Source organism: Arthrobacter sp. NicSoilB4 (assembly GCF_019977335.1).
GTDB lineage: Bacteria > Actinomycetota > Actinomycetes > Actinomycetales > Micrococcaceae > Arthrobacter.
On sequence record NZ_AP024653.1, the window covers coordinates 3,631,710 to 3,649,999 of the forward strand.

At 68.3% G+C, this 18,290-nt stretch carries 16 protein-coding genes; 7 read left to right on the forward strand and 9 right to left on the reverse strand.

All coding sequences use genetic code 11. From position 1 onward, the window contains the following. Positions 1-8: 8 nt before the first annotated feature. From LDO13_RS16705 to LDO13_RS16725, 5 genes are all read right to left on the reverse strand, one after another. Positions 9-995: a DnaJ C-terminal domain-containing protein gene (locus tag LDO13_RS16705; RefSeq protein WP_224047793.1), complete on the reverse strand. Its 987-nt coding sequence runs from the start codon at positions 993-995 to the stop codon at positions 9-11. A 224-nt stretch (positions 996-1,219) separates the two neighbouring features. Beyond that, entirely contained in the window at positions 1,220-1,894 is a 675-nt protein-coding gene (gene grpE / locus LDO13_RS16710; protein WP_224047794.1) for a nucleotide exchange factor GrpE, read from the reverse strand. A 2-nt stretch (positions 1,895-1,896) separates the two neighbouring features. Then, positions 1,897-3,759: a molecular chaperone DnaK gene (gene dnaK, locus LDO13_RS16715; RefSeq protein WP_224047795.1), complete on the reverse strand. Its 1,863-nt coding sequence runs from the start codon at positions 3,757-3,759 to the stop codon at positions 1,897-1,899. A gap of 271 nt (positions 3,760-4,030) precedes the next feature. After that, entirely contained in the window at positions 4,031-4,417 is a 387-nt protein-coding gene (locus tag LDO13_RS16720) for a hypothetical protein (protein ID WP_224047796.1), read from the reverse strand. Between the two features lie 114 nt (positions 4,418-4,531). Further along, entirely contained in the window at positions 4,532-5,305 is a 774-nt protein-coding gene (locus LDO13_RS16725; protein ID WP_224047797.1) for a TetR/AcrR family transcriptional regulator, read from the reverse strand. Between the two features lie 175 nt (positions 5,306-5,480). Here LDO13_RS16725 and LDO13_RS16730 point away from each other — a divergent pair, with 175 nt between their 5' ends. Next, positions 5,481-6,404, forward strand: a complete 924-nt coding sequence (locus tag LDO13_RS16730) for an NAD-dependent epimerase/dehydratase family protein (protein ID WP_224049821.1) — start codon at positions 5,481-5,483, stop codon at positions 6,402-6,404. A gap of 53 nt (positions 6,405-6,457) precedes the next feature. Here LDO13_RS16730 and LDO13_RS16735 read toward each other — a convergent pair whose 3' ends face one another. Beyond that, positions 6,458-8,680, reverse strand: a complete 2,223-nt coding sequence (locus tag LDO13_RS16735) for an MMPL family transporter (protein ID WP_224047798.1) — start codon at positions 8,678-8,680, stop codon at positions 6,458-6,460. A gap of 198 nt (positions 8,681-8,878) precedes the next feature. On the opposite strand from LDO13_RS16735, the gene LDO13_RS16740 reads away from it, so the two are divergent. Then, on the forward strand, positions 8,879-9,397 hold the full coding sequence (locus LDO13_RS16740; protein ID WP_224047799.1) for a MarR family winged helix-turn-helix transcriptional regulator: 519 nt from the start codon (positions 8,879-8,881) through the stop codon (positions 9,395-9,397). Here LDO13_RS16740 and LDO13_RS16745 read toward each other — a convergent pair. Continuing rightward, the gene (locus LDO13_RS16745; RefSeq protein ID WP_224047800.1) at positions 9,336-10,715 is read right to left on the reverse strand and encodes an amino acid permease; all 1,380 of its coding nucleotides are present in this window, start codon (positions 10,713-10,715) and stop codon (positions 9,336-9,338) included. The genes LDO13_RS16740 and LDO13_RS16745 overlap by 62 nt on opposite strands. 155 nt (positions 10,716-10,870) lie before the next feature. On the opposite strand from LDO13_RS16745, the gene LDO13_RS16750 reads away from it, so the two are divergent. Beyond that, on the forward strand, positions 10,871-11,686 hold the full coding sequence (locus tag LDO13_RS16750) for a methyltransferase domain-containing protein (RefSeq protein WP_224047801.1): 816 nt from the start codon (positions 10,871-10,873) through the stop codon (positions 11,684-11,686). A gap of 21 nt (positions 11,687-11,707) precedes the next feature. On the opposite strand, the gene LDO13_RS16755 is transcribed toward LDO13_RS16750, so the two are convergent. Beyond that, positions 11,708-12,460: a PKD domain-containing protein gene (locus LDO13_RS16755; protein WP_224047802.1), complete on the reverse strand. Its 753-nt coding sequence runs from the start codon at positions 12,458-12,460 to the stop codon at positions 11,708-11,710. A gap of 187 nt (positions 12,461-12,647) precedes the next feature. Here LDO13_RS16755 and LDO13_RS16760 point away from each other — a divergent pair, with 187 nt between their 5' ends. From LDO13_RS16760 to pabB, 4 genes are all read left to right on the forward strand, one after another. Then, on the forward strand, positions 12,648-13,199 hold the full coding sequence (locus tag LDO13_RS16760) for a dihydrofolate reductase family protein (RefSeq protein ID WP_224047803.1): 552 nt from the start codon (positions 12,648-12,650) through the stop codon (positions 13,197-13,199). 110 nt (positions 13,200-13,309) lie between these two features. Beyond that, entirely contained in the window at positions 13,310-13,933 is a 624-nt protein-coding gene (locus tag LDO13_RS16765) for a LysE family transporter (RefSeq protein WP_224047804.1), read from the forward strand. Positions 13,934-14,082: 149 nt separating this feature from the next. Then, positions 14,083-14,664, forward strand: a complete 582-nt coding sequence (locus LDO13_RS16770) for a low molecular weight protein-tyrosine-phosphatase (protein ID WP_224047805.1) — start codon at positions 14,083-14,085, stop codon at positions 14,662-14,664. Then, complete coding sequence (pabB, locus tag LDO13_RS16775) at positions 14,661-16,715, forward strand: aminodeoxychorismate synthase component I (protein ID WP_224047806.1); 2,055 nt, start codon at positions 14,661-14,663, stop codon at positions 16,713-16,715. The genes LDO13_RS16770 and pabB overlap by 4 nt, the downstream gene beginning before the upstream one ends. Positions 16,716-16,726: 11 nt before the next feature. Here pabB and cls read toward each other — a convergent pair whose 3' ends face one another. Next, the gene (gene cls / locus LDO13_RS16780) at positions 16,727-18,202 is read right to left on the reverse strand and encodes a cardiolipin synthase (RefSeq protein WP_224047807.1); all 1,476 of its coding nucleotides are present in this window, start codon (positions 18,200-18,202) and stop codon (positions 16,727-16,729) included. Positions 18,203-18,290 lie beyond the last annotated feature (88 nt).

The window sequence follows — 18,290 nt, forward strand, 5'->3', positions numbered from 1 at the left end:
ACCCGTTCCTAGAGCCGGGCCTTGGCTGCCAGTTCAGCGCGGACGTCTTCGCCGGCGGTAGCCGCGGAAAAGGCCTTCACGGCCGCTTCGGCGTCCTTGTTCAGCTTCCGCGGGACGGCGACGTCGATCGTCACCAGCAAGTCCCCCGTGGCCTTGGCGTGTTTGACGCCGCGCCCCTTGACCCGGAGGGTACGGCCCGACGGCGTGCCGGCCGGGACGCGTACCTTGACCTTGTCGCCGTCGATGGTGGGAACCTCGATGTCGGCGCCCAGGGCCGCCTCCGGGAACGTGACCGGGACGTGGATGCGCAGGTTGTCGCCGTCGCGGACGTAGAAATCGTGCGGCTTCACCGAGACGCTGACCATGAGGTCCCCGTAGCCGGCCGGACCGTACTGGCCCTTGCCGCGGACACGGACCTTCTGGCCGTCCTTGATGCCGGCCGGGATACGCACGTCGATGACTTCGCCGTCAGGTTCACGCAGGCCGATGGTGGTGCCACGGATTGACCCGGCGAAGGAAATGGAGGTGGACGCCGTGCGGTCCGCGCCCTTCTGCGGTGCACGCTGGAACGACTGGCCGCCCCCGCCGAATCCGCCGCCCCCGCCGAAGAGGTCGGCGAATTCCGGCGGAATGCCGCCAGCCGTGCTGTAGCCGCCGGAGTGGCGTCCCCCGCCGCCGGTGAACAGGCCGCCAAAGAGGTCCTCGAAGCCAGCCCCGCCGCCGGCTGCACCGCCGCCGCCACCGGGGGCGAACCGTGCGCCGCCCATGGCCCGGATGGCGTCATACTGCTGGCGCTCGTCGGGATCGGAAAGCACGGAGTAGGCCTCGGAGATGTCCTTGAACTTCTTCTCCGAAGCCGTGTCGCCCGCGTTGGTGTCCGGGTGGTGCTGCCGCGCGAGCTTCCGGTAAGCCTTCTTGATGTCGGCGTCGGAAGCGTCCTTGGCGACTCCAAGGATCTTATAAAAGTCCTTGTCCACCCAGTCCTGGCTAGCCAATGGCGTTTCCTTTCAAAATACAAAGAGATAAGGCGAGACTACCGCTGAGCGGAGTGAGACAAGGGGCCCGGGAGTGGCATCTAAGGATCTGGCCGAGGGCCCCGACACGAGCTTGCGAGTGTTGGGAAGGCCAATATCCGCTGCCGGAGCGTGGTGGCTTGGTCCGTCAGGACCGAGCCACCACGCGAAGGGGCGGGGCCCCTTGTCTCATTCCGCGAAGGTCACTACGCCGGTACAGCCACGATGACCTGTGCTGCGCGGAGCACGCGGTCGCCGGACTTGTAGCCGGAGCGCAGGACCTGGCTGACGGTGTCGATCTCGACGTCCGGGCCGGGCTGCTGGATGAGGGCCTCGTGGATCGTGGGGTCGAACTCCACGCCGGTCTCATCGATGCGCACCAGGCCGTACGTCTTCAGCGCGTTCTCCAGCTTGGCGGCGATCGCGGCGAACGGTCCGTCCGTGAGGTCACCATGCTGGCGGGCGGCGTCGACGTCGTCCAGGACCGGGAGCAGGGAGTTCAGGACGCCGATGACGGCCATCTCCCCTGCCACGGCACGGTCGCGTTCGACGCGCTTGCGGTAGTTGACGTACTCGGCCTGCAGGCGGCGAAGATCATTCCTGAGCTCCTCCGCTTCGGCCCCGTCGGCACCCTGGGCCACTGACTCCGCGGCCGGCACCTCAACACTGTTGAGGATGTCCTCCGCCTGGGACAGCGCATCCCCGGAACGGGAGTCCGCAGCATCGGTGTGCTCCTGGTCGGGGTGGCGGGCCTGGCCGGTCTTCGGATCAACCTTGCGGTTGTCGTGGATGATCGGCTTCTGCGGCTCGTTCTCCCGCTGCTCAGCGTCGCGACGGCTCTCGGAAGAACCGTGCTCTTCTTCGTTACCGTGGTGCGGCATGGCTACTTCTTCTCGTCTTCGTCAACGATCTCGGCGTCGACGATGTCCTCGTCGGTGCCGGCTGCCGGCTCGCCGGCCGGTGCACCCTGGGCGCCGGTGGCGCCGTCCGGGGACCCTGCCTGGGCGTAGATGGCCTCGCCGAGCTTGCCCTGGGAAGCCTGCAGCTTCTCAAACGCGGTCTTCACGGCGGCGTCATCAGTGCCTTCGAGTGCTGCCTTGAGGGCGTCGACGTCGGCCTGAACCTCGGTCTTGACCTCTTCCGGCAGCTTGTCGGCGTTGTCGGCGATCAGCTTGTCCACGGAGTAGGCGAGCTGCTCGGCGGTGTTGCGGGTGTCGGCTGCCTCGCGGCGGGCCTTGTCCTCTGCTGCGTGCTCCTCGGCGTCCTTGACCATGCGGTCAATGTCTTCCTTGGAGAGGCTGGAACCGCCCGTGATGGTCATGGACTGTTCCTTGCCGGTGCCCTTGTCCTTGGCGGACACGTGCACAATGCCGTTGGCGTCGATGTCGAAGGTGACCTCGACCTGCGGGACGCCGCGCGGGGCCGGAGCGATACCGGTCAGCTCGAACGTGCCCAGCGGCTTGTTGTCGCGGGTGAACTCACGTTCGCCCTGGAAGACCTGGATGGCCACGGACGGCTGGTTGTCATCCGCCGTGGTGAAGGTCTCGGAGCGCTTGGTCGGGATGGCCGTGTTGCGCTCGATCAGGTGCGTCATGATGCCGCCCTTGGTTTCGATGCCGAGGGAGAGCGGGGTGACGTCGATCAGGAGAACGTCCTTGCGCTCGCCCTTCAGGACACCGGCCTGCAGTGCGGCGCCGACGGCGACGACCTCATCCGGGTTCACGCCCTTGTTCGGCTCCTTGCCGCCGGCGAGTTCCTTGACCAGGTCATAGACGGCCGGCATACGGGTGGAACCGCCGACGAGCACGATGTGGTCGATCTGGGAAAGCTGGATGCCGGCTTCCTTGATGACGTCGTGGAACGGCTTCTTGGTGCGCTCGAGGAGGTCCTTGGTGAGGTCCTGGAACTTGGCGCGGGTCAGCTGCTCGTCCAGGTGCACCGGGCCGTCGGGGGTGACGGAGAGGTACTGGAGGGAGACATTAGTGCTGGTGGAGGAGGAGAGTTCCTTCTTGGCCTGCTCGGCTGCCTCACGCAGGCGCTGCAGGGCGATCTTGTCCTTGGACAGGTCGATGCCCTTGACCTTGAGCTGGTTCAGCAGGTAGTTGACCACGCGCTGGTCCCAGTCGTCGCCGCCGAGGCGGTTGTCGCCGGCAGTGGAGCGGACCTGGATGGTGGAGAAGTTGTCTTCGTCCTTGCCCACTTCGAGGAGGGAGACGTCGAAAGTTCCGCCGCCGAGGTCGAAGACGAGGATGAGTTCGTCTTCCTTGCCCTTGTCCAGGCCGTAGGCCAGTGCGGCCGCGGTGGGCTCATTGACGATGCGCAGGACCTTCAGGCCCGCGATTTCGCCGGCCTCCTTGGTGGCCTGGCGCTCGGCGTCGTTGAAGTACGCGGGAACGGTGATCACGGCGTCCGTGACCTTTTCACCGAGGTACGACTCGGCGTCGTTCTTGAGCTTCATGAGGATACGGGCGGAGATTTCCTGCGCCGTGTACTTCTTGTCGTCAATTGCGACGGACCACTCGGTGCCCATGTGGCGCTTGACGGAAGCGATGGTGCGGTCAATGTTGTTGACGGCCTGGCGCTTGGCGATCTCGCCGACCAGCACTTCGCCGGACTTGGAGAACGCAACAACCGACGGCGTGGTGCGGCCACCCTCGGCGTTGGCAATGACGGTGGGCTCGCCGCCTTCGAGAACGGAGACGACGGAGTTGGTTGTTCCGAGGTCAATACCTACTGCACGTGACATGTGTTGCTTCCTTCTTTCCTTGGAAACTTGCTGGGATGGCTGCGGCCCGCGACGTATCGATTCGCCGGACCCGAGCCTTATTGAGCGATCTGCACTCAACTTTACTCAGGGCCGTTTCAAAGTCAATTCAAAGTTGAGCGCAGGGCGCTCAACTTGATGTTTTTGGCACGACAGAAGGACTCTTCAGGGGCAGGTTTCCCCGGAATTCCGGGGCGCGCCCGGACAGCCCCGGCACCGAGGCCGCGCTGTTCGCTGTGCGCGAAGCCGCCGCCTAGCGTTCGCCGCGGCCCTCCTCGCCGTCAGTCTCGTCCCTTGCGGGGGCAGTTTCGGCGGCACGGCCACTGGCCGTCCGGGCGCCGGCGGCGCCGTAGTCGCCTTCGGGATACTCCCCCTCTTCGCCGGCGGCCGGCGTCGGGCGGGTGCCACCTGCCGCCCCGTAGTCACCCTCGGGGTAGTCGCCTTCTTCGGCGCCGACGGCGGTGGTGCCGGCGACGCCCGCCGAACCATAGTCTCCGGTGGCGTATTCGCCCTCGGCGGCCTCAGCCGGATTCTCCCCGGCAGCGCCCGCGGTGCCGTAGTCCCCCTCGACGTACTGGCCTTCGGCGGCCTCTGCTTCGGGCTCTACTGGCTTGCGGTCAAACTCGTTGTTTTCGGACATGGTGGGATCCCTCCTGGAAGCTTCGGCGCGCCCAGGCAGGCGCAGTGGCAGTCTATCGAGCGCCGCCGGGAGGCAACAGGGGGCGCAGGGGGAAAGGGAACTACATCCGTGACGCTACGCCGGCTGGACGGCAGCCCGCCCGCCGGAAGCGCCCGCCGAGGGGCCAAGACCTGCGAGGTCCGCCAGCGCGGCCATGTGATGGGCGAAGAGTTCATCCGGGGCAGCGAAGGTGTCCGCGCCGTACTGGCCGAAGACCTCGAAGCTGATGGCGCCGAACAGCGAGGTCCAGACGAGCGCGCCGCGCGCCAGCAGGCTGTCCGGCACGGCTAGTCCCATCCCGGCCCGGATGTGCTCCAGGTCGGCGGCCAGCGGTGCGGCGACGGCAGCCGGACCGCCGGGCGCGGTCAGCCGGCCGGCGCGGAAGGCTCCGTCGAGGAGCGCCATGAGCGCGTAGATGACCCGCGTGCCCGGGCCGGTAGTCCGCTCGGCAGGCGCCCGGTAGCCGGGCACGGGACTGCCGAAAAGGAGCCCGTAGCGGGCCGGTTCGCGCAGGGCCCAACGCCGCACCGCGCCTCCCAGGGCGCTGAACCGGCCGGCAAAATCGTCCGCGGGCAGGCTGGCCACGGCGGCGTCCACCTCGTCGCCGAGTTCGTTGTACGCATCGACGAGCAGCAGGGTCAGCAGCTCTTCGCGGTTCTCCACATACCGGTAGACCGCGGAGGAGACGACGCCGAGATCCCTGGCCACGGCGCGCAGCGACAGTGCTGCGGCCCCATGCAGGGCCAGGTGCTCCCGGCCGAGGCGCACAATGTCCTCAATGGTCCGGGCCCGGGCCCGCTCGCGGGGTGTGGGCGGCTTCTCCGAAGGGGCGCTGGTGGTCTGTGGCACGGCTCCAGCATTCCACAAAACAGAGCAGTGTCAACAAATGTGAGCACTGCTCTTGACTTTCTTCAACGGCGGACGCATCCTGTTTCAGAGAGCGCTGCTCTCACGGAGCGGCGAATCCAACGAAAGGAAGCACACAGTGTCCCAGCCCGAGTCCCCGGAGGCCCCGCCCCCGGCTTTGTTTGTGGTCACCGGAGCCGGGCCGGTTGGCTGGACGGTTGCCGAGCAGCTCGCCGCTGCGGGCCGCCGGGTGCGTGTGCTCACCCGTTCCGGCAGCGGGCCGGAGCACCCGCTCATCGAGAAGAGGGCCGTGGATGTGTCCGACGCGGCGCAGCTCGGCGGGCTGTTTCGCGGCGCCACTGCCGTGTTCCACTGCATCCACGGTTCCAGGTACAGCGCGAAGGCCTGGGCGGCGGAACTGCCCGGCGCCGAGCAGGCTGTGCTGGCCGCGGCCGGCGAGGCGGGCGCCGTCGTCGTCTTCCCTGAGAGCCTGTACTCGTACAGCGAGCCTGACCGGCCGATGACCGAGGAGGGTCCGCGCGAGGCGCAGGGCGGCAAGCGTGGTGTCCGCACCGCGCTGCTGAAGGCCCGGGCGGCGTCCGCAACGGACACCGTGAGCGTGGTGGCGGGCGATTTCTTCGGGCCGCGGGTCCGCATGTCGCACGCCGGCGAGCGCATGGTCCGTCCCGTCACGGCCGGCAAGCCAATGCAGGTGGTCGGCCGGGCGGACCAGCCGCATTCCTTCACGTACGTTCCCGACCTCGCGGCCGCCATGATCGCCGCGGCGGACAAGCCGAACACCTGGAACCGGGTGTGGCATGCGCCTACCGGACCTGCGCTGACCCAGCGCGAGCTTGCGGGGGCATTCGCCAGGGCAGCCGGCGCCCGGGCCCCGCGTGTCTCGGCGATACCGGGATGGGCGCTGAAGGCGATGACGGTGTTCTCCCCTGACATGCGGGAAATCGCCGAGACGCTGTACCAGTTCGAGCGCCCGTTCGTGATGGATTCGACTGCGAGCCAGTCCGCCCTGGGCGTGGCGCCGACCCCGCTGACGGATGCAGCCGCCGCCACGGTTGCCTGGTGGGGGGACCAGGCACGGTGACGGCGGCTGCGGTCTGAGTCCCGACGGGCGGGGTTCGGCCAGCGGCGTTCCGTTTAGCGGCTCCCGGCCTCTGCGGGCTCCGGCTCCGGGGCGGCGGGCAGGGTGCGGGCGGCGGCGTCCGCCTCGGGGCGTCCCAGCTTGCCCGGCCACCAGATCCGCGGCCCGATGTCGTAGGCCAGGGCGGGGACCAGCAGGGAGCGGACCAGGACGGTGTCCAGCAGCACCCCGAAGGCCACGATGAACGCGAGCTGCACCAGGAACATGATGGGGATAACGCCCAGGGCCGCGAAGGTGGCCGCGAGCACCACGCCAGCGGAGGTGATCACCCCGCCCGTGACGCCGAGACCGCGCAGGATGCCGGGCCGGGTGCCGTGCTTCAAAGATTCCTCCCGGACCCGGCTCATCAGGAAGATGTTGTAGTCCACGCCCAGTGCGACGAGGAAGACGAAGCCGAACAGCGGAACCGTGGCATCGGCGCCCGGGAATCCGAAGACGTTATTGAACACGAAGGCGGAGACACCCATGGCGGCGCCGTAGGACAGGACCACGGAGGCGACCAGCAGGACCGGCGCGAGCACCGAGCGCAGCAGCAGCATAAGGATCACGAGGATGACGGCGAGGACCACCGGAATGATGGTGACGAGGTCACGCTGGGCGGTGGTGTTCGTGTCCAGGGCTGTCGCGGTCACGCCGCCGACGAGTGCGCCGGCGTCGATCTTCTTCAGATCCCGGCGGAGGTCCACAACAACGTTTTCGGCCTCGTTGGAGTCCGCCGCGAAATTCAGTGTTGCGTTGATCAGCACCTTGCCGTCGCGCACTGCGGGAGACGCGGGGGCGGGGGCGCCAGGGGCAGCCGTGGCACCCGCCATGATCGGCGCGCCGCCCTCGGCCAGCAGGTAGGCGTCCCCGACGCCGCCGGTCGCCTGGGTCTTCGCCAGCACGGCCTGGGCATTGGCCTCGTCGGCGACGATCACGGCGGGGCTGCCGGAACCGGCGTCGAAGTGCCGGGCCAGGGCCTTCTGGCCGTCGACGGCGTTGGAGGCGGTGAGGATGACGTCCGTCTGCGGGACGCCGTTGGCTTTGAGCTGCAGGACGCCGGCCGAGGCGACGAGGAGCAGCAGCACGGAGGCGATCCAGACGGTCCGGGGCCGGCGGGAAACCAGGGAACCGGTGGCCCGCCACACACCCTTCTGCCCCTCGAGGCCGGTGACGAGATCGGGCTCGCGTCCGGTCTCCGGGAGCAGCTTGGGGCGGAACGGCCAGAACGCGGCGCGGCCCAGCAGCGCCATCAGCGCCGGGAGCAGGGTCAGTGCGGCGAAGAGCGAGCACAGGATGCCCGCGGCCGCCACCGGGCCGAGGGCCTTGTTGGAGTTGAGGTCGGAGAACAGCAGGCACAGCAGGGCGATGATGACCGTGGCCCCGGAGGCTGCGATGGGTTCCCACGAGTTTTTCCACGCGGTGAGCGCGGCGGCCGTGCGGTTGGTGTTGTGCGTCAGGGCCTCACGGAAGCGCGCCACATAGAGCAGCGCGTAGTCCGTGGCGGCGCCGATCACCAGGATGGACAGAATGCCCTGGCTCTGGCCGTTGAGCTGGATCCACCCCAGTTTGGCCATGCCGAAGACCAGCAGGATGGCGGCGCAGAGGGCGAAGACCGAGGTGAACAAAACGGCGATCGGCAGCAGCAGCGAGCGGTAGACGATCAGCAGGATCAGGAACACCGCGCCGAGGGCCACCAGCAGCAGGATGCCGTCGATCCCGGCGAAGGCACTAACGAGGTCCGCGGTGAGCCCGGCCGGGCCGGTGACGAAGGTCTGCATGCCCTCCGGCGCCGATTCCTGCACCGCCTCGCGCAGTTCCTTCACCGTTACCTTGACTTCGCCGGCCGAATCGATCGGGACCACAAACTGCACGGCTTTGGCATCCTCTGACGGGATGGGGCCGACGACGGTACTTCCGGCGCCGACGGCCTCCAGGTTGCCCTTGAGGGCTGCCGCCTCGCCGAGCTGGGCAGGGGTGAAGGCGGAGTCGCTTTCGATGACGATGACGGCGGGAATCTCGTTGGAGTCGCGGAACTTGGCCTGCCAGTCCTGGGCCGCAGTGGCTTCGGCCCCGGCCGGCAGGAAGGACGCCTGGTCGTTCGAGGAGACCTCGTCCAGCCGGCCGAAGGTGGGTCCGCCGATTCCGGCGATGGCCAGCCAGGTGACGACGAGCAGGACCGGAACCAGCCAGCGCAGCCAAAAGGGGACACGGGCACTGTGCAGTGGGGTGGTTTTCATGGATCCTTCTCGTGCGTTCCTCGGAGGAGTAGAATTGACTCAATCATAGACTATCTCCACGATGGAGATAAACCATGGAATCCAAAAAGTTGGGAATCATTCCGGTCCGGTCCGATGCGTCGCCTGCTGAAGTAAACTCCGGAGGGCGCTGTCCTCGGAGCAACTGCGGACCGGCCAACGGAAGAGGGGAGGTGCACCGTGACAGCTGATTCCTCGGGGCGCCCCGATTCCTCCGGTCCGCCGCCGCTGGTCCGCCTGCTTCAGGAGTTCAGCCTCGAGGCCAACCGCTACGTGGATTCAGCCGGCGGACGCAATGACATGCACCGCACGGACCTCAACGCACTGGCCGTGATCATGCAGCACACCGCGCGGAACCAGATCGTCACGCCGGGGGTGCTCCGCAAGGAACTCCATCTCAGCTCGCCCGCCACGACGGCGCTGGTGGACCGGCTGTACAACTCCGGGCACGTGGTCCGCGAACGGCAGGGCACGGACCGCCGCCAGGTCCAGCTCCGGATGACCCCCAAGGCATACCGCGACGGAAGCGCCATGTTCATGCCGCTGGCCCGCCATATGGACGCCGCAATGGCCCAGTTCACTCCGGAGGAACTGGAGATCGCCACGCGGTTCATGACCTCGATGATCGACGCGACAGTCAGGGCCGGGCAGGAGGCGGCGCAGCAGCCGGTACCGCCTCCAGCAGCTGACCCGCGGTAGCTGCCGTTTTCGGTCGCCGCGCCGGCAGTATGCTCCAGCCCGCCGGCCTCCGGCCCGGCGAACCCGCCGTACGGGCCGGGCGGGCCGCCCACAACGCCCCCGCGGCCAGGCCCAGCGGGACCACAAGAGCCCAGCCGCTGAAGAGCAGCACGGCCAGCATGACAACGGCGGCCACAATAACGCCGTACCAGGCCGTCGTCCCCGCAGGCAGCAAACGGATCCCGGCAACCAGGCCGAACGCCGTCACTGCGGTGAAACACGCCGACGCCGCCGCGATCTGGAACTGCATGTTGCTCAGTCCGGCCACGGCCGCCCCGAAGGACAGGAACGTCATCGCCGCCAGCAGTCCAAGGCTGGCCGCGGGCACCCGGCCCGGCCCGGCGCCCCGCGCGAGGGACCGCGGCAGCACGCCGTCGGACGCGAGGCTCGCACCCAGCCGGCTGGCACCGGCCACGAAGGTGTTAATCGGGCCGAAGGTCAGCACCGCGGCGGCAATGGCTGTCAGCGGGGCGGCGAGTCCGCCCAGTCCTTTTTCGAGCAGTTGCGCGATCGGCACGTCGCTTCCGGGGAGAGCCGGGCCCAGAACGGCGATCGAGGCCGCGACGACGCCGATGTACACCACGCCGACCACAATCAGGGTGAGCCACGTGGCCCGCCTGAGGTCCCTTTCCGGGTGGCGGAATTCGCCGGCGAGATGTGTGACCGCCTCCCAGCCTGCGAAGCAGAAGAAGAGCAGGCTGGCCACCCCGCCCACGGCCCAGTAGCCGTGCGGGGCGAACGGCTCGAAGTTCTCCGCCTTGGCGAACGGCGCGGCGAGGGCGACCGCCAACGCCAGCAGCCCGACCAGCAGCACCATCAGCACCAGCTGGATGCCGCTGGACATCCGGATCCCGACGGCGTTGCTCGCGAACGCGGCGGCCAGCAGCAGAGCGGCTGCCACCAACGCCGTCGCGCGTCCGCCGCCCAGGGCGTGGGCGATGTAGTTGCCGCCGATGACGGCCGTCGCCGGAGCGCCGAACGGAATGGCGAAGTAGAAGAGGTAGCCGGCCGCGGCCGAGGCGCGGCGCCCGTAGGCGCGCGTCACGAAGTGGGCGATCCCGCCGGCGTCGGGCTGCTGCCGGCTCATCTCCGCGAAGCTGAAGGCCACCGGTGTGCAGAACACGAGCAGCAGGGTCCAGGCCAGGAGCGACGCCGGCCCGGCTTCCTTGGCGGCGATCGCCGGGAGGACCAGGATGCCGGACCCCAGGATCGCCCCGACATAGATCCCGGTGGCACGGAACAGGCCGAGCCCTGCCTGCTTGCTGCTGTTGATGTTCACTCCTCTAATCATCCGCGGAACGGCCCGGGGAAGAAGCGGCAAAACTGACGGGCACGCGCGAAATCCTGCCGTCTTCCCGGCTGCTTTCCAACTGCTTCCCAACTGCGGTCCCCGGCTTTCGCGGATTTTCCGGCCCGCGGCGGTAGCGTTTCATTATGAGTGCGCAGCAGCCTGAAGATGTGTACAGCCACGGCCACCACGAGTCCGTGGTCCGCGCCCACGCCTCGCGGACGGCGGAGAACTCCGCGGCGTTTGTGATCCCGCACCTGACCCCGGGGGTCTCGGTGCTCGACGTCGGCTGCGGCCCCGGCAGCATCACCTGCGACTTCGCCGGGCTCGTCTCCCCCGGGAAGGTCACCGGGCTGGACCGCTCGCCGGACGTGATCGGCCAGGCGGCTGCCCTTGCAGCCGAGCGCGGCGTGCAGAACGTCGAGTTTGTCGCCGGAAATATCTACGACCTCGACTTCGAGGATGAAACGTTCGACGTCGTCCACGCCCACCAGGTGCTGCAGCACCTCACCGACCCGGTCGCTGCCCTGCGGGAAATGCGCCGCGTCGCCAAACCCGGCGGGATCGTGGCGGTGCGCGACGCCGATTTCCACGGCATGAGCTGGTTCCCGGCCGTCCCCGAGCTGGATGAGTGGATGGAGCTGTACCAGCGGATCGCCCGCCGCAACGGGGCAGAGCCCGACGCCGGCCGCCGCCTGGTGTCCTGGGCGCAGTCCGCCGGTTTCACCGACGTCGCACCGTCCAGCAGCAACTGGCTCTACGCCACCGGCCAGCAGCGCCGCTGGCAGGCACGGGTGTGGGGCGAACGGGTGCTGCATTCGGCCTTCGCGGACCAGGCGCTCGAGTACGGCTTCGCCAATGCCGCCGATCTGGCCCGGATCTCCGCGGGCTGGCACCGGTGGGGCTCCACGGACGACGGCTGGTTCCTGATCCCCAACGGCGAAGTCATCGCCAGGGCCTGATTCGGTGCCGGAGCGCGGCGCCTATTCGCTCAGCGCGGGAAGAATCACGCTGGCGAGGGTCCCCATGGCCTGGTTCTCGGTGAAGCCCACCACACCGATTTCCAAGTCCCTGGTCCGGCGGACATCCGTTATGGTCGCGGTTCGCGCCTTGCCTTCCACGACCCCCGCAGGAATGCCGTCCACGGCGACACCCCAGCGGTAGGGCTCCAGCCCGCCTGGTTCCCAGGAGACCTGGACGATGCTGATGCCATCTGAGTGGGCGGTCACCAGAACGCTCACGTTGACGGGGGCCACGGGGAGCCCGTCCCGGGGCCCGCGCCCGATGTGGACTCCGGTTGATGCCGTCGACAATCCTCCGGCGGCATGGGTGATCCGCACCGTCGCGGTGCCCTCGAATGCCGCGGGGTAGCTGTGGGTCGCCACGGGGATCGGCCCCGCCTGGTCAATGCCGCCGTCGCCGTCGAAGTCCCATTCGTACTGCGCGATGTTGACCCCGCGGGGCAGCGATTCCGAGACGTCGAAGTTGATGGTCTGGCCGGGCATGGCGTAGTAGTCGGGGTTGGCGAACTTCGCTTCGGGCAGGGCCGCGGCGGCCGGGCCCGCGGTGCTTCCGGGATCCGGCAGGAACGGCGTGACTGCAGTCCCGGGCGTTGCGGCTGCCGTGGCGGCGGCCTGGGTGGCGGCTGCGGACGGCTGTTCGGCCCCCGGCAGCGCGCAGGACGACGCGGTCAGCAGGACGGCACCGGCAACCATTGTTCCGACAATCCTGTCCATCGACTCCCCCAAGCCTGGCTGCAGCGCTGATGCCGCGGTTGAGAGCATCGTAGCGTCCCGCGCCCGCGCTGTCTCCACCCGCGGGCCGCCGGCGGACAGGGAGACGGGAGCGGGTATACGACAGCCATTCCCCGCCGGCGGATCTGCCGCTAGGGTGCACTCAGACACACTGTGACGAGGAGGAAGCATGCGCAACGTGACGGCCGGACTTTTCAGTTCCGTGGACGGCGTGGTGGAAGACCCTTTCCTTTGGCAATTCGACAGCTTCGATGAGGAACTCGGCGCGGGGATGAACGAGATGATGGGCCGGATCGATACAGGGCTCCTGGGCCGCGTTGGGTACCAGCAATGGGCGGAGTACTGGCCGAACGCAGAAGCCGACGCCGACTTCGGCGCGTTCATCAATCCGCTGCCCAAATATGTGGCGTCCCGCACCCTGACCGGCGATCTGGCGTGGCAGAACTCGCAACTGATCGCGGGGCCGCTGGAGGATTTCGTCGCGGGCCTGAAGGAAGGCGACGGCGGCGATATCGGCGTTTTCAGTAGCATCTCGTTGGTCCGCCAACTGTTCTTCGCCGGGCTCTTGGACAGCCTGATGCTGATCGTCCATCCTGTGGTGGCCGGCAGTGGCCGGCGGCTCTTCAACGACGGCGATCCCCTGACGCGGCTTGAGCTGCAGTCATCCCAGCAGACCAGCAAGGGCAACATGATTCTGAGCTACGGCCTGCGCCGCAGCTGAGGGGGAGAGTCAAGCGCCCTGCGGCCTCCCGACGGCCGGCAGCACACGGTGTGTGACGGCGTTGTGAAGCTGCGGCCGGGCGGGCCCGTCCGCGGCCGTAAGCTGGATCAGTGCAACCCTCCCTGTGGCTGGCCCTGGCGGGCGCCGGCGTCCTGATCAGCTTCACGCCCGGCGCGGGCGCCATCAACACCATGAGCAACTCGCTGAACTCCGGTTTCCGGCGCTCCATCTGGGGAATCCTCGGCCAGCAGGCCGCACTGATCGTGCACGTCGTGATCGTGGCCCTGGGCGTCGGAGTCCTGGTGGCCAGCTCGCCGGTTGCGTTCAACGTGATCCGCTACGCCGGCGCGGCGTACCTGGTCTATCTGGGCATCCAGCAGTTCCGGCACAAGCCCGACCTGGACCAGGAAAAGGCCGCAGCACTGCGCAACGAGCCGGCCGCCTCCATGTTCCGCCGCGGCCTGTGGGTCAACCTGCTGAACCCCAAGGCCATCGTGTTCTTCCTGGCCTTTATGCCGCAGTTCATCCGCCCGGGGGACCCGCTCCTGCCGCAGTACCTGATCCTGGCCGCCACCGTGGTGGTGATCGACATCCTGGTCATGTGGTTATTCTTCGCGGCCGCGGCCAAGTCCTTCCAGCGCTTCACGCACGATGCCCGCGGGCAGCGGATCCTCAACCAGACGTTCGGCGTACTGTTCATGGCCGTCGGCGTCATGCTGGCCCTGATCCACTGACGGACCTCCCGCGTTGACGCCCGCGGCCGGCGGGCGCCCGGCAGGCCGCAGACCCGCACATGACAGTGCGGAATACAAGTGTGACTAGCTTTGTAATACCCGCCGCCGGGCAACTAGCCAAGAGGACCAGCATGATTCATGCTTGCACTATGACCTCAATGTCGAGCCAGTACCGGATCATCACGGTCTGCACCGGGAACATCTGCCGGTCGCCGATGGCCGAACTGATGCTCGCGGAGGCCATCGCAGCCGAGGGCCTGGCCGGCGCCGTCGTGGATTCGGCAGGAATCACGGCCTATGAGGTGGGCCGGCCGATTGACCCGCGCGCCGCCCGCAAGCTCACCGCCCACAGCATCCCCTCGGACCGTCATGTGGCGCGCGAATGGCGGGCAGACTGGTTCCGGAGCCGCGATCTCATCCTGGCCCTGGACGTGGACCACTTCGGCTGGCTGCAGCAGGCGGCACCGGACCGCGAGTCCCTGTCCAAAATCAGGATGCTGCGCAGCTTCGATCCGGCCGTCGCGGGCAAGGACCCCCTCGACCAGGGCATCGAAGACCCCTGGTACGGCGGCCACGCGGACTTCGACGTCACCTGGAACCTGATCCACGCGGCGCTCCCCGGGATCGTGGCCCACATCCGGACGGAGCTCGCAATGCGCCGCCAGCCGAACAGGCAGCATCCCGGCAGTGATCAACCCAATGCACAGCAGCCGCTACGCTCTATTTCATGAGTCCCGCACCCGTCATCATCGCCATCGACGGACGCTCCGGCGCCGGCAAGACCACCCTGGCGATCGAACTGGCGGCACGGCTCCGCGAGCACCACAAGGTGTCGCTCTTCCACCTTGAGGACATCTACCCCGGCTGGAACGGGCTCGCGGCCGGCATTGAGCGCTACGCGTCGACCGTCCTGGCCCCGTTGCACCGCGGCGAACCGGCCGAGTGGGTCAGCTGGGACTGGAACGCGCACTACGACGGCGACACCCGCACCACCCTCCCCGCCGAGATCGTCCTGGTGGAAGGCGTGGGCGCGGCCGCTGAGGCAGCCCGCCCCTACCTGTCGGCAGTCATCTGGGCCGATTCCCCCGAACAGGACCGGCGCAGCAGGGCCCTGGCCCGGGACGGCGACAGCTATGAACCCTACTGGGATGAGTGGGCCGCGCAGGAGCAGGAGTGGCTGGCCCAGGACGACGTCCCGTCCCATGCCGACGTCCTGGTGCACAACCTTGCCGACGGCGCCGCCCCGGCGGAAGTGCTCCAGGCACTCCAGTACCTCCCGGCGCTTTCCCCGGTGCTGGTCCCTGAGCTTGCCGCCCGCCGCGGCCTCGAACTCCGCGCCGAACGGATCGACGGCGCCCCGGACCCTGCCCGGCTGTTCGAGTCCCTCTTCGGCAGCTCGGCCAATGCCGTCTGGCTCGACTCCTCACTGGCGCCGGAGGGCAACGCCGCGGCGGAACGGAGCCGCTTCAGCATCCTGGCGGACGACGGCGGCCCCTTCGGCCAGTCGGTCCGGCACAGTTCGGGCAGCACCCGGGTGAGCATCGGCAACGCCAGTGTCCGGACCGAGGGCCCCTTCTTCCGCTGGCTCGACGGGGTCTGGGGCCGGCGCGCCCTCCGCGGGCCCGAGGGCTACCCCTGTGAGTTCATCCTGGGCTGGCTCGGCTACCTCGGCTACGAACTTAAACGCGAGACCGGCGGCAGTGATGTGAGGGCCGAATCCCCCGACGCCTGCCTGCTGTTCGCCGGCCGCGCCGTGGTGCTGGACCATGTGGAGCGCACCGTCTGGCTGCTCACCCTGGACGCCGCGGACGCCGGGGACTGGCTCGAAAGGGCCCGCGCGGCCGCTGCCTTGGCGGCACCCGGGCACGCTGCATCCGGGCTGGACGGAGTCAGCGGCGGCGCCGGCGCCGGCGCCGCCCCGCTGGACTTCACCGCACGGGACTCGGAAGTGGCCTACAAGTCAAAGATCACCGAGGCCCAGTTCGAGATTGCCGAGGGCAACACCTACGAGGTCTGCCTGACCACAGCCCTGACGGCGGAGCTGCCCAGCTCGGCGCTGGACCCGCGGCAGGCCTACCTGGCGCTCCGCCGGCGGAATCCGGCCCCATTCGCCAGCTACCTGCGCTTCGGAGACCTCACCGTGGCCAGCACCTCGCCCGAACGGTTCCTGCGGATCGCGGCCGACGGCGGGATGCGCGCCGAGCCGATCAAGGGCACCCGGCACCGGGACGCGGACCCCGTGCAGGACGAACGGCTACGGCAGGAACTCGAATCCTCCCCGAAGGACCGTGCCGAGAACATCATGATCGTTGACCTGCTCCGCAACGATCTCAGCCATTTCGCCGTGCCCGGCTCGGTGTCGGTCAGCCGGCTCTGCGCGATCGAAAGCTACGCCACGGTCCACCAGATGGTGAGCACGATCGATGCCAGGCTCCGGCCCGGCATGCCCCGGGCCGAGGCCGTCGCGGCCTGCTTCCCCGCGGGCTCCATGACCGGCGCCCCGAAGGTCAGCACCATGGCCATCCTGGACCGGCTCGAGGGCGCGCCCCGCGGCGTCTACTCCGGCGCGATCGGCTACTTCTCACTAAACGGCGCCACCGACCTGGCCGTCGCGATCCGGACCCTGGTGCTGAGCGGGCAGACCGGAGGCGGCACCGGACTCAGCCTCGGCGTGGGCGGCGCGATTACGGCGGATTCATCGCCGCAGGAGGAGTACGAGGAGATCCGGACCAAGGCCTTCGGCGTGCTCTCGGCGCTCGGTGCGGAGTTCCCGCAGGACTGAGGCCGGGCGGACTACTGCAGCGTGGCCGTCAGCCGGGCCACGTTGTCCACGTATTTGACCCCCATCGGCCGCTTCATCCAGTCGTCGAGGGTCAGTTCGCGCGAAATGCCCCGGTAGGTGTCCTCCACCGCGCTGATCCGCCGCACGATGTCCTCGCCCAGGAGCATCACCGACACCTCAAGGTTCAGCGAGAAGGAGCGCATGTCCATGTTGCTCGAACCCAGCACGGCCACCTCGTTGTCGATGGTGAAGTGCTTGGCGTGGAGGACGAACGGGGCCTTGTACAGGTAGATCCGCACCCCGGCCTCCAGGAGCGCCTCGTAGTAGGACTGCTGGGCGTGGTGGACGAGCAACTGGTCGCCTTTTTCCGAGACGAAGAGTTCGACGTCGACGCCGCGCTGCGCCGCCGTCGTCACCGCGTACAGCAGCGAGTCGTCCGGGACGAAGTAGGGGCTGCAGATCGAGATCTTGTGCTGCGCCGAGTAGATGAGCGTGTTAAAGAGCCGCAGGTTGTTTTCCGTGATGAAGCCGGGGCCGCTGGGCACCACCTGGGCCGTGATGTTGCCGGCGTGCAGTTCGGGCCGGTGCGCGAGCTGACCCTCGAGCGACTCGTCGGTCTCACTGAGCCAGTCGGTGGCGAAGACGACGTTGAGGGTCGTGACGATCGGCCCGCGCAGGCAGGCCATCAGCTCGACCCATTCGCGGCCGATCTTGCGGTGGCGGGGGTTGTTGTAGGAGGGCTCGATCAGGTTCTGCGAACCGGTGAAAGCCACCTCGCCGTCGATCACCATGATCTTGCGGTGGTTGCGCAGGTCCGGCCGGCGCCACTGCCCGTGCAGCGGGTTCAGCGGCAGCATGGGCCGCCAGCGGATCTTGCCGGCCTTGAGCCGGGCGATCAGCTTGCGGTAGCCCTTGATGCGCAGGGTTCCCAGGTGGTCGAACAGGAGGCGGACTTCGACGCCGCGCTCGGCGGCCTCTTCCATCGCGGTCAGCAGATCGTCGGTGACGTGGTCCGAGCTCAGAATGTAGAACTCGGCATTGACGAAGGACTCCGCTTTCCGGACTGCGGCCGCCATCGCCTTGATCGAGTCCGGGTAGCCCGGCAGGAGTTCCACGTGGTTGCCGTCCACCATCGGCAGCGAGCCCAGCGTCTTGTTCAGTTCCGCCGCGGAGGACACCCATTCCGGGCCGTCGTAGCCGCTTTCGAGCATCGCAAGCTCGGACGTGCCGGCGCGGACCCGGGTGTTCACCGCGTCCTGCTGCGCACGGCGTTTGCGGGAGAGCCGGAAGTTGCCGAAGAGCAGGAACAGGACCAGGCCCACGGCTGGGACGAAGAAGATGATCAGCAGCCAGGCCATGGCCGTGGTTGGACGGCGGTTTCCCGGGATGATGCCGAGGGCAAGCACTCGGATGGCGAGGTCCACCACGGTCAGGATCAGGATCACCCAGGACGGGAGCGATCCCGCCAGCGAAAACGGCCACAGCACAGGCGTACCCCTCAGGTTCCAGACCCGCGGAACAGTTCCGGAACGGGCAACGGTCAAATCCTATCCCGTAGCCCGCCGCACTAAGCTG